The 12,493-nt window shown below is 30.0% G+C and carries 9 protein-coding genes; 2 read left to right on the forward strand and 7 right to left on the reverse strand.

Annotated features, from left to right (window positions below):
- Nucleotides 1-716: 716 nt before the first annotated feature.
- Both ybeY and ACE01P_RS23910 read right to left on the reverse strand, forming a co-directional pair.
- Nucleotides 717-1,136: an rRNA maturation RNase YbeY gene (gene ybeY / locus ACE01P_RS23905; protein ID WP_379701570.1), complete on the reverse strand. Its 420-nt coding sequence runs from the start codon at nucleotides 1,134-1,136 to the stop codon at nucleotides 717-719.
- Complete coding sequence (locus tag ACE01P_RS23910) at nucleotides 1,133-4,534, reverse strand: hypothetical protein (protein ID WP_379701571.1); 3,402 nt, start codon at nucleotides 4,532-4,534, stop codon at nucleotides 1,133-1,135. Before ACE01P_RS23910 ends, ybeY begins: the two co-directional genes overlap by 4 nt.
- 163 nt (nucleotides 4,535-4,697) lie before the next feature.
- On the opposite strand from ACE01P_RS23910, the gene gltX reads away from it, so the two are divergent.
- Together gltX and ACE01P_RS23920 are read left to right on the forward strand one after the other, a co-directional pair.
- Nucleotides 4,698-6,203, forward strand: coding sequence for a glutamate--tRNA ligase (gene gltX / locus ACE01P_RS23915; protein ID WP_379701572.1), 1,506 nt, complete (start codon nucleotides 4,698-4,700; stop codon nucleotides 6,201-6,203).
- 136 nt (nucleotides 6,204-6,339) lie between these two features.
- Complete coding sequence (locus ACE01P_RS23920; protein ID WP_379701573.1) at nucleotides 6,340-7,323, forward strand: SPFH domain-containing protein; 984 nt, start codon at nucleotides 6,340-6,342, stop codon at nucleotides 7,321-7,323.
- A 20-nt stretch (nucleotides 7,324-7,343) separates the two neighbouring features.
- Here the strand turns inward: ACE01P_RS23920 and ACE01P_RS23925 are convergent, their stop codons facing one another.
- The 5 genes from ACE01P_RS23925 to ACE01P_RS23945 form a co-directional block, all read right to left on the reverse strand.
- Nucleotides 7,344-7,598 carry a DUF6327 family protein gene (locus tag ACE01P_RS23925; protein WP_379701574.1) on the reverse strand — a complete coding sequence of 85 codons (255 nt, stop codon included), beginning with the start codon at nucleotides 7,596-7,598 and terminating at the stop codon, nucleotides 7,344-7,346.
- A 2-nt stretch (nucleotides 7,599-7,600) separates the two neighbouring features.
- Nucleotides 7,601-7,951, reverse strand: a complete 351-nt coding sequence (locus tag ACE01P_RS23930; protein ID WP_290963628.1) for a competence protein — start codon at nucleotides 7,949-7,951, stop codon at nucleotides 7,601-7,603.
- A 74-nt stretch (nucleotides 7,952-8,025) separates the two neighbouring features.
- A complete protein-coding gene (locus ACE01P_RS23935) occupies nucleotides 8,026-8,352 on the reverse strand; it encodes a YtxH domain-containing protein (RefSeq protein ID WP_379701575.1) in 327 nt (108 codons plus the stop codon).
- A 93-nt stretch (nucleotides 8,353-8,445) separates the two neighbouring features.
- Nucleotides 8,446-8,922, reverse strand: a complete 477-nt coding sequence (locus tag ACE01P_RS23940; RefSeq protein ID WP_379701576.1) for a hypothetical protein — start codon at nucleotides 8,920-8,922, stop codon at nucleotides 8,446-8,448.
- A 1,533-nt stretch (nucleotides 8,923-10,455) separates the two neighbouring features.
- The coding region (locus ACE01P_RS23945; protein ID WP_379701577.1) for a glutamine--tRNA ligase/YqeY domain fusion protein at nucleotides 10,456-12,493 on the reverse strand (2,038 nt) is incomplete at its 5' end.

Genomic DNA, 12,493 nt, shown 5'->3' on the forward strand with positions numbered 1-12,493 from the left:
TGAATCTTCAAACTGAATCTTCAAACTGAATCTTCAAACTGAATCTTCAAACTGAATCTTCAAACTGAATCTTCAAACTGAATCTTCAAAAGTGTTTCACGTGAAACACTTTAATTCTTATTCTGAACTTCCATTCTGAACTTCCATTCTAAACTTCCATTCTAAACTTCCATTCTAAACTTCCATTCTAAACTTCCATTCTAAATTTCCATTCTAAATTTCCATTCCAAACTTCCATTCCAAACTTCCATTCCAAACTTCCATTCTAAACTTCCATTCTAAACTTCCATTCTAAACTTCCATTCTAAACTTCCATTCTAAACTTCCATTCTGAACTTCCATTCTGAACTTCCATTCTCAACTTCCATTCTAATACTTCCATTCTAATACTTCCATTCTAAACTTCCATTCTAAACTTCCAAATCAGAACTCAAACTCATGTTCCACGTGAAACGTTTTAAATTTTCATTCTCAAAATATCAATTCCAAGAATCGTTCCACGTGAAACATCATGATTATTCCATCAAAATTCAAACCTAAAAAATCGTTCCACGTGGAACGATTTAATCTTTATTCGAATTCTTTATATAACGTTCCACGTGGAACGTTATATAATTACTTTATTTTTTCTAGATATGTTTCACGTGGAACGTTGTGAAAATTAAAACCTAAAACGTTTCACGTGGAACATATGTTTATTTTAAAAAGATATTTAATTACTGTTCCACGTGAAACATCTTCATCTTTTCTTCTTCTTTAGCTCTCATTAATTGAGCATCTTCGTCTGTCTTATCCTTATATCCGCAGTAATGAAGTATACCATGAGACAGCACTCTTTTAAGTTCTTCAGCGAATGAAACATTGAAGTCTTTAGCATTGTCTGCAACACGCTCAACAGAAACAAAAATATCTCCATTTAACTCGTTACCAACAGTATAATCAAAACTGATAATATCTGTAAGCGTATCGTGATCTAGATATTCAACATTGATCTTATGTAGATATTCATCGTCACAAAATATATAGTTGATTTCTCCTTCACTCTTCTTTTCGGAAACAATTATAGCGCTTAGCCAATCGCTAAAAGCTTGCTCATCTCCTAAAGTAAAATCTGTTTCGTAATTAAAATTTATCATTTCGTATTAAAGTATTCTTGAACTTTTTGATTAAAATTCGAACGCAAAGGTAGTGATTGTCTGTTTAATATCTCCACACTGTTTAAATAATCCAATAGTGAACTCGGTAAAGCATTCGAACGATTTGTAAATTCAGCCTTATTTGATTCAGATTGTCTTTGTGTATCTTGCCCTTGTTGCTGAACTGCATTGTTCAATTTCCATAATTCTTGTTGGATGTTTAGTATACGTTGCAGGTTCTCATTCTTGAATCCTTTATTCAAAATCTGTTTTTCAGATTGTTTCATTTGGTCTATTACAGATTTACCTTGAGAGTCCAAACCTTTCTTTGCTAATTCTTTTTGCAATGCTTCTCTCAGCTTGACTTGCTCTTTGTAAATCTCCATTATAGCTTCTGCATCTCCTTCACCATCTTCGCCTTCATTTCCGTTCTTCTCTCCTTTTCCACTTTTTCCATCTTTACCAGAAGAACCTTTATCACCGCTTTTGTTTCCTTGTCCTTCTTTACCCTGACCGTCTTTTCCTTGACCACTTTGTCCTTGCCCAGACTTACCATCTTTTCCTTCACCAGGTTTATTACCTTGTTGCTGTCCAGATTTCATTCCGTCTTTCATCTTATCAGCAAGACCTTTTTGTTTCTGAATAATATCTGGCAATTGCATTCCTTGTCCATCACCTGGTTTTGGTTTTCCCATTCCTGGTTTAGGCATTGACATCTGCATATTATTCAACATATCACTTAAGAAATCTGCAAGTTTATTAGCAGATGAAACCGCATATTGTTGGTGTGATACTCCTCTAGGAATCTGAACATCGGTTAATGTTTCAATTGCTTTGTCCATGTTGTATTGTACGTTTCCAATTTCTTTCGTTACGTCTTCTGCTACCTTTGGATTACGTAATGAAAGTGCAAACAAACTATCGTCGACATGTCTAAACTGTTGTTTCAAATTCTGTTGAATCTTGATGTTCTTTGTAAATGTAGATGAACCTAATTTCATTGCCTTGAATTGCTTCATCACATCTTCTTGCGATAAAGAATAAGCTAAAAGGTTATCTAGAATCTGACGAAGCATTGCCACATCTTCTTCTAATTGTTCTTGTTCTCCGCCTTCCATCTCGTTCTGCATTTCCTGAGCCATACTCTTCATTTTCTTAGCAGCACTTTTCTGTTTTGGCTTAGCTCCAGAAGTATTCTTTTTACTCAATTCTTCAGAAGCTTTATTCAGATCATTATCCACATCTTTCTCTTTAGAAGCATCAGATGGAATATCAAGAGGTTTCTTTAAAGTCTTATTTTCCTCTTTTAAATCTTTTAAATCTTCCTGAATCTTATCAAAAGATTTATTGATTTCATCTTGCTTCTCTTTAGTGTTTTCTTTCTCTTTGTTTGATAACTGTTCCTGTTGTTCTGACAGTTTGTTTAATTTCTCAGCTACTTGTTCTGCTTTCTTTGAAACATAAAAACGTTTGGTTAACTCCACCAATTGTTCTAGATTACGAGATTGGTTTTTACTTATTTGTTTGAACTTTTCCATTTTATCAAACAGATCTTCACTGTTTAATTTATCATTCAAGTTCTTTAATTCGTCTAATAATTTCTGATTCTTTTCTAAATCTTTCTGAGCATTATCTAAACGCTTTTGTAAATCTTCAGCTGTTTTATCTTTCTTATTATCTTTAAACTTGTCAAGATTCTGATTCATTTTCTCAGAAAATTGTTTCATCATTTCGTCTTGCTGTTTCTGACGTTTGATAAAATCATTAATCTTCTGCTGATCTTTAAACTCTAAATTGTCTTTTTCTTTTCCTGTATTTTGAAGCTTATCCATTTCAGAAATCTGCTTCGTTTGATTCTTCAAAGATTTAGATAAACTATTGATATTATTATTTTGCTGTTGTAATTCTTGATCTTGAATTTCATCTGTTGTCGCTACACGATCTAAAAACGTAGAAGACTTTGTGCTCTTAAATCCGTGAGGTGCATCGTTATCAAAAACTTCAAAATAGTATTCGTATGAAATACCTTCTTCAACTGGAAGGTTACTTGGAAAATTAAAAACGAATTGATCAAATACTCCAGCCTTCACAGGAATGTTTCCACGCTTAGCAGACTGAGGTTTGTTACGTTCGTAATATACAATTTGTAGTTTCGAAAGTCCGTTGTCATCACCTAATCTTCCTAAAATATAGTTCTTATCAAGCTTCAAACTGTCCGGTGCAGGCCCCACATTAATGGTTGGATACTGATCTTTGATTACAGACAGCTGATAATCTAATTTCTCGTAGTTTTTAACCTTATCATTTGACGTAAGAATTTGATATTCTGTATTTTGACTTATATTTTTAGCCAATTTAAACTCATTTTCTACCTTATTAAACTTGAATACTTCATTATCTCTTTTCCATGTTACTTCTTGTGTAGATTTGGTATTCATTTTCCAAGTTACAGTCGTTCCTTCAGGTACAATTGCGTTTCCAGTTCCTTGAATTGTTTCTGATTTTTTCTTTAGATAAGAAGGAAAATTCAAAACCATTTCGAAGTTTGCAATAGATGGAACTGTCACCACTTTCAAATCATATTCTTCTGAAAGAACTGAATTTCCTTCAAAAGAAAAACGGATATCTTCAGCTGGTTTCTCCACTTTAAATCCAAACTTTCCAGGTTGAGGAGATTCCATAAAATAGCTTTCGTTACCAATATGAATCATCACATTTTCTGGAACGACATTTCCAACAGATTCCATTTTGATTACGAAATCTTTGTTTTGTTCTGCTTGCAAATTAGAATTCAAAACCACAAATTTGAAAGGAGCTGGTGGTAAAAATGCAGAATTGAAATGCACTACTCTATTCAAACTTTGAGAAATTACATTGCTATTTCCAGAAATATAAAACACAGCAAAAAGCAAAATTGGAACTAAAGCCAATGGCAGATATTTTTTATTTGCTTTAAAATTGATTGCATTTCCAAACGGAATTGGTTGCAAAGAATTAGCCTTTTGTTCGATTGAAGCCAAAACTAATTCTGAACTTTCAGCATTATTTTCTGAAGACAATTGTAAAAAGTTCGTCAGCTTATCACTCACTTCTGTGAAATGATTTCCAATAATTTTTGAAGCTTGAGAATAATCAATTCCCTTTTGAAGTTTGAATAATTTGAATAATGGAAACAGAATTAAACGCACCAAAAGGAAAACTTCAACAGTAATAAAAATCCAAAAAAGGAAAGTTCTTCCTAGGGGTTTTAACCAAAGAAAGTATTCCACAAAAAGCGTAAACAAAAAATATAATAGACCAAAACCAGTAAAAAGAAGTATTCCTTTTATCAATTCGTTGGTGTAATATTTCTTAATGAAAGCCTCTAGCTTTTGATATATTGCAGATGATGTCTTCAAAATAAATCTGTTTTAATTATAACCTATAAAAGTAGTAATTATAATAATACCTTTTTAAGATTATAAGTTACTAAGACGCTAAGGTTCTAAGATTGAAAATGTGAAATCAACATTCTGAAATCTAAAATCATAAAACGTATCTTTGCATCAAAATTTAAACAAAATGTCAAAGCAAGTTCGTGTGCGTTTTGCACCAAGTCCGACTGGACCATTACATATCGGCGGAGTTCGTACTGCCCTATTTAATTATTTATTTGCAAAGAAACATAACGGTGTTTTTTATCTGAGAATTGAAGATACAGATCAGACTCGTTTTGTTCCTGGTGCAGAGGCTTACATTATGGAAGCTCTTGAATGGTTAGGAATTGCTCCTGAAGAAACTGTTGGAAAAAATGAAAAATTTGGTCCGTACAGACAAAGCGAACGTAAAGATCTTTACCAACAATATGCAGATCAATTAATAAATTCTGATTGGGCATATTATGCTTTTGATACTCCAGAATCTCTTGATGCTTTGAGAAAAGAACAAGAAGCTGAAGGAAAAACATTTATTTACAATCATACGAATCGTGAAAAATTAGATACTTCGTTAGTAATTTCTGCTGATGAAACTGCGAAGAGAATTGCAAATGGAGAACATTATGTAATCCGTTTTAAAACTCCGGTTGATGAAACTTTACATTTGAAAGATATCATTCGTGGGGATGTTAAGTTTGAAACTAATCTTTTGGATGATAAAGTTTTATTTAAAAGTGACGGAATGCCAACTTACCATTTAGCGAATATTGTGGACGATCATTTAATGGAAACTTCACATGTAATTCGTGGTGAAGAATGGTTACCATCTATGCCACTTCACGTTTTATTATACAGAGCTTTTGGTTGGGACGCTCCAGAATTTGCACACTTACCTTTGATTTTGAAACCAGTTGGAAATGGTAAATTATCAAAAAGAGATGGAGACAAAATGGGATTCCCAGTATTTCCTTTAGAATGGAAAACAGAAGAGGGTGTTTCATCTGGTTACAGAGAAAAAGGATTTTTCCCAGAAGCAGTTGTAAACTTCCTTGCTTTACTTGGATGGAATGATGGAACTGATAAAGAAATATATTCTCTAGAAGAATTGGCTGCATCTTTTGACTTGAACAGAGTTCACAAAGCTGGAGCAAAATTTGATCCTGAGAAAAACAAATGGTTCAACCACCAATATTTAGTAAAACAAAATGATGCTGATTTAGCAAAAACCTTCTCTCCTATTTTAGAAGAAAAAGGCGTTGATATTTCTAAATATGATGTTACAAGAATTGTTTCTTTGATTAAAGAAAGAGCAAATTTTGTTTCTGATTTTTGGGAGTTAACAGATTTCTTTTTCCAAGCGCCAACATCTTATGATGAGAAAGCAAGCAAAAACTGGAAAGAAGAAACTCCAGCTTTAATGCAAGAATTGATTTCTGTTTTAGAAAATATTGAAGATTTTACTTCTGTAAGTATTGAAACTCTTGTAAAAGATTGGTTAACTAAAAACGAAATCGGAATGGGTAAAGTTATGCAACCTTTCCGTCTAAGTTTGGTTGGAGCTTTGAAAGGTCCTCACCTATTTGACATTGTAGAAATTATTGGAAAAGAAGAAACTATTTCTAGAATTCAGAAAGCAATTTCAACGCTATAGTTTTAAAAATATAAACTAAATATTAAACGCTAAGAAACATCTACAAAATGTTCTTAGCGTTTTTTTAATGTTTGATAATTTTATTTTAGAAGAATTTTCGTAATTTACCAAAATCATAAATATAAATTAAATAACCATGAACACAGCATTCATTATCTTTTTAGTATTGGCATTCTTCATTTTTATGTCGTCTTTCTTTACTGTGAAACAACAATCTTCTGTAATTATCGAACGTTTTGGAAAATTTCAAAGTGTTAGAAATTCAGGATTACAACTTAAAATTCCGATGGTTGACAGATTGGCCGGAAGAGTAAATCTTAAAATTCAGCAGTTGGATGTTATCATCGAAACAAAAACTAGAGACAACGTTTTTATCAAAATGAAAGTTTCGGTTCAGTTCAAAGTGATTCAAGACAAAGTTTACGAAGCATTTTATAAATTAGAATATCCACACGATCAGATTACTTCTTATGTTTTTGACGTAGTTCGTGCCGAAGTTCCTAAACTAAAATTGGATGATGTTTTTGAAAGAAAAGATGATATTGCCGTTGCAGTAAAACGTGAATTGAATGAAGCAATGTCTACTTACGGATATGATATCATCAATACTTTGGTTACTGATATTGATCCAGACATCCAGGTAAAAAATGCAATGAACAGAATCAATGCTGCTGATAGAGAAAAAACTGCTGCAGAATTTGAAGCTGAAAGTTCAAGAATTAGAATCGTTGCAAAAGCAAAAGCTGAAGCAGAAAGTAAACGTTTACAAGGACAAGGTATCGCAGATCAACGTCGTGAAATTGCAAGAGGTCTTGTAGAAAGTGTTGAAGTTTTGAACAATGTTGGAATTAATTCTCAAGAAGCTTCTGCCCTAATTGTAGTTACTCAACATTATGATACTTTGCAAGCAATTGGAGCTGATGCAAATTCAAACTTAATTCTTCTTCCAAATTCTCCACAAGCTGGAAGCGACATGTTGAATAATATGGTTGCTTCATTTACAGCTTCTAACCAAGTTGGCGAAATGATGAAAAAGACACATAAGAAAATTGAAAAACCAAAACCAACTCACAGAGAATCTGGTTACGAAGATGACATTCAACCAGATGTTCAACAATAATTTGAAAATAAAAAAGAGGCTTAATTGCCTCTTTTTTTATTCATAAACCAATTGATAACAAATGGTAAAATAGATTGTAAAATTTCTGGAAATGATTTTTTGACATAACCTGTGTAAGATGAAATAAAACCATTTACAATATTTTGCGGTGTAATACTTTCTTTAGTTCTCTGAAAACTTAAAACCAATTTCTGATAATTGATTTCTTTCTCGAGTTTCAAAATTTCCAGATCTCTTTCAATCTCAGCATACGAAGAGTATTTTTTTCTTTCCATAATTAATCATTAAAAAAGATTTCTGAAAATTTCTCCAAAATTGGTCCTTCAACAAACTTGTCTTTTACAAAGAAAAGTAAAATCGTAAAGAAAAGATAGATCCCTCCTACTGCCAAAAATCCGAGAGCATTACTTTCAAACAAAGAACCAAAAGCATAAGCTGCGGCAAAAGATCCAAAAATCAAAACCATACTGAAACATAATAAAATCAGAGTAAACTTAAAGATCAAAGTTGTAGATTTCATTGCAACCTTAAAACCCCAAAGTTTGTAATACGCTAAATGACTTTCAATATATTCTTTAGCCTGATCTTGAACTTTATCAGTGTTTTCTTTTAATTCTTCAAAAGCCATAATTATAATTTTAAATAAAAAAAAGCACAAAACTTTCTTATAAAAATAAGCAAGTAATGTGCTTTATCAAAATATTATTTCTGAAGTTTAGCGTTCTGTGCTTTTAATTCAGCTAATTTAGTTTCTAAAAAAGTAATTACTTCTTCAGTTTTATGACTAACATTTGAAAGTAAATCGTTTAGAGTTCCATCAAGATTATGAGTAGCACTTGTAAATTTTTCACGAAGAACTTCAGAACTTGCATCAAAAGAATCTTTTAGATTATGTTTGGCATCATCTAAACCTTCTTTAATTTTTGCTCTAGTTTTTGATCCTTTATCTGGTGCAAATAAAATTCCGATTGCCGCTCCTGCAGCCGCTGCAGCCAGAATTGCTGCTGCTGTATTTAAGTTCTTAGACATGATAGTTACAATTTAAAATTATTAATAAAGATACTCTTTTTTAAAATGATAAAACTTTGATAGATTGCAATTTACAAAAAATTAACAATCTAATTAATACACATAAGTAGTAGCTTCGTATTTACCATCTTTTTCAGTTATGCTCACAAATGGAGAACCATTTGAAGCCGACTTAGTTTTAATTCTCATAGCCGTTTGATTCTGATTTGCAATTGGCGGTTCACCTTTTGTTTTGGTCGAGACTCCAGTAAATGTTCCAGTCTGCTTCAGCCCTATTGTTTTTTCTTGTGGCAAAACAGTTACCATTTTGTAATCGTCTTTTGAATCAACAACTATTTTATCAGAAACTTTCTGAGTTTGTTTTGTTTGTTTGTTTGTAATTGATGAAACTGCATGTTTACTGATTTTGATTTCTTCAGAACTTCCGTTCAAAGCATAATAAACAAAACCATTTTCGTTTTTAATAAAATTTACATCAAGTTGTTCTCCATTGTGTTTTGTAATTTGATGTGTTTGCGAAATTGCTACGTTTGCAAATAATAGTGCTAGTGTGAAATATAAAATTTTCATGATAATTAGATTTAAATTAAAAATTGTCAGACTTTGAAATTTAAAAACTAAACTTTCACACAAATTCAACATTATGGAATTTTGTCATTACGATTCAATTTCAAAAAATACCTTTTACGAGAAATATTATCAAAATTACATCATAATAAAAATGAGAACATAAAATTGTCTTTTTGGGAAATCAGTTTTGAAAATCTATTGTGATAAAAATTACGAGTTTCTAAAAACAATAAATTTCAACTTAGATTCTTTACGGCAAATTTTAATTTTTTACAAAAATCATCTCTGACTTTTGATATTGAGTTAAAAATAGCAGTTTTATAAACAATTGTGTGTTAACAAGCAGTTAAACTGACTAAAATAACAGTAAAAATTAAAATAAAGACCGTAAATAAACAATAATTAAAAAAATGAGTTATCTATCAATTCAATTAAAAAAACATCTTAAAATCAATTTATAGAGGTTAAAATCAATACATAAAAACTATAAATTTTTATTTCACTATCATTTTTATAAATAATAGATAAAATATTAATTATATAAAAATCAATAATAATACCTTATACCATAAAATTCAATCAAAAAAAATAAAATATAAGAAAAAACTTAATTAAAAATTTCAAGAAGAAATAAAGAGTTTTAGCAAATGAAAAACAAAAATGATCTTCTCTACTCGACCATTTTTTATTTTTATATGAACATAATTTATCAAGAATATTTTACATCAATGAATTAAATCAAAATTATAAGTAAAATAGGTTTTATAAATAATAAACAATACTAACTTAAAAAAACTAAAATAATAGATTTTAAAAATAATAGTAATATATATCAAAAAGTAAAGTTTTATATAGATTGTATTAATAATAAATAATACTAACTTAAAAAACTAAAATAATAGTTTTTAAAAATAATAGTAATATATATATAAAAGTAAAAAATAAATAGATTATATTAATAATATAAAATACAAATTAAAAAAATAAATTATAATAGATTAAATTAATAATAAACAATATTGATTTAAAATATAAAAATCAATAAATTTATTTTATTAATTTAAAATTCATAGCAAAATTGGAAGTCAAAAAACAGAAAAACTCAAATAAAAGGTTTTAATAAACTATAATTAAAAAAATGAATTGTTTATCCAATAAAATTTATTTTTACATTAAAATCAATTTATGAAAGCTACTTTTAATATATAAAATAAATTAAAATTTTAAATTAATAGATTTTATAAATAATAAATTTTAATAATTAAAAATATATTAATTAATCAATTAAATTTATATTATAAAATTTCATAGTAAAATCGGGAGCTGAAAAAAACTAAAATTAAAATAAAGACTTCTAATGAACTAAATTTAAAAAAACGAATTAGTTATCCAATAAAATTTATTTTTCTATTAAAATCAATTTATAAGAGTTACTTTTAATATATAAAAATTATAAAATTTTAAATATTGATAGTAAATCTATATAATAAAAAAAAGCGCTTATAAAAGCGCTTTTAATAAATTAAGTTGATATTACTTCTTCACCATTTCAGAAAGAATTTCATTTTCTCTTTCCGAAGCATTTTTTGGTGGATTTGAATATAATTTCAAAATTTCGTCATCAAATTGATTTTTGAAAGTTTCAGTTTCAATATCTCTCAAATTCAAAAGTGCTTTTGATCTAACATACGTCGATTCACTTTTTAAAGACATGGAATATAATTTCTTAATATCTTCTTCTTCAAAATCTGTAGATTTCCAGTTTGAATACTTCAAAATAAACTGAGAAAATAACAGCGAAGCCTTATTATTGTTGATATTTTTCTTTAATGAATTCTGTATCAAAGAGAAACTAGAAACATTTTTGATGTTCTCCCCTATTGCACTTTCAATTGCAATTCTTTCAGGTTTTGTTTCAACTTTAAAATATTTGTTGATTTCTTTTAAAGAATTATTGATACTGTTTTCCTCTTTTTTACCTTTTTCTTCCCAAGCATCTTTCAACCCAACAGTTTTGTTAAATACTAATTTTGAAGGAGTTGAGTCTTTATCAACAGTAAAATATCCTAAACGTTGAAACTGAAATTTATCTTCATTTTGAGCTGTTGATAAACTTGGTTCAACATATCCAGTAACGATTTCTAATGAATTTGGATTCACAAAATCTAAGAAATTTTTCTCTTTATAACTGTCTGGAGCTTCATCTGTAAACAAACGATCGTACAAACGAACTTCTGCTTCCAAAGCATGTTTGATAGATACCCAATGTAAGGTTCCAGACACTTTTCTTTGGCTTGCTTCTGTTCCGCTTCCGCTTAAAGAATCGGTATCATAAGTCACATGAATTTCTGTAATATTACCTTCAGCATCTTTTATAACTGATTCTCCTTTAATGATATATGCATTTTTAAGACGCACTTCTTTTCCTAAAGTCAAACGGAAATATTTAGCTGGAGCTTCTTCTAAAAAGTCTTCTCTTTCAATGTATAATTCACGAGAAAATGGCACTTTTCTGAAACCTGCATTTTCATCTTCTTGATTGTTTTCAGCTTCTAACCACTCTTCTTTATCTTCTGGGTAATTTGTAATTACCAATTTTACAGGATCTAAAACAGCCATTACACGGGGTGCAATTTTGTTCAAGTCTTCACGAATACAGAATTCTAAAACTGATACATTGATCAAATTATCACGTTTTGCAATACCAATTGTGTTAGCAAAATTACGCAATGAAGCAGCTGTATAACCACGTCTTCTTAACCCAGAAATTGTTGACATTCTAGGATCATCCCAACCGTTAACATGCTTTTCCTTAACTAGTTGCTGTAATTTTCTTTTACTAACAACAGTATGTGATAAGTTACGTCTAGCAAATTCTCTTTGCTTTGGACGAAGCTTATTATCATCAAAAATTTGATCTAAAAACCAATCGTATAATTCACGGTGAGGCAAGAATTCTAGTGTACAAAATGAGTGAGAAATTTGCTCTAAATAATCACTTTGTCCGTGCGCCCAATCGTACATTGGATAGATTTTCCAAGCATCTCCAGTTCTGTGGTGATGTTTGTGTAAAATTCTATACATGATAGGATCACGCATCAACATGTTTGTTGATTTCATGTCAATTTTTGCACGAAGAATATGTGTACCAGCCTCAAATTCACCGTTTTTCATTCTTTCGAATAAATCCAGGTTTTCTTCAACTGAACGATTTCTGTACGGACTATCGGTTCCTACAGTTGTAGGAGTTCCTTTTTGAGCTGCCATTTCTTCAGAAGTCTGGCTATCAACATACGCTTTATCTTTTTTAATTAATAAAACTGCCCAATCGTATAATTGTTGGAAATAATCTGAAGCATAACATTCTTCTGCCCAAGTATATCCTAACCATTCTACATCTTTTTTAATAGCATCAACAAATTCCTGCTCTTCTTTCTCAGGGTTTGTATCATCAAAACGTAAATTCACAGGAGATTGATAATCAATTCCTAAACCAAAATTTAAAGCAATAGAACTTGCATGCCCAATGTGTAAATAACCATTAGGTTCTGGTGGAAAACGAAAGCGAAGT

Source organism: Flavobacterium sp. HJSW_4 (genome assembly GCF_042436695.1).
Taxonomy (GTDB): domain Bacteria; phylum Bacteroidota; class Bacteroidia; order Flavobacteriales; family Flavobacteriaceae; genus Flavobacterium.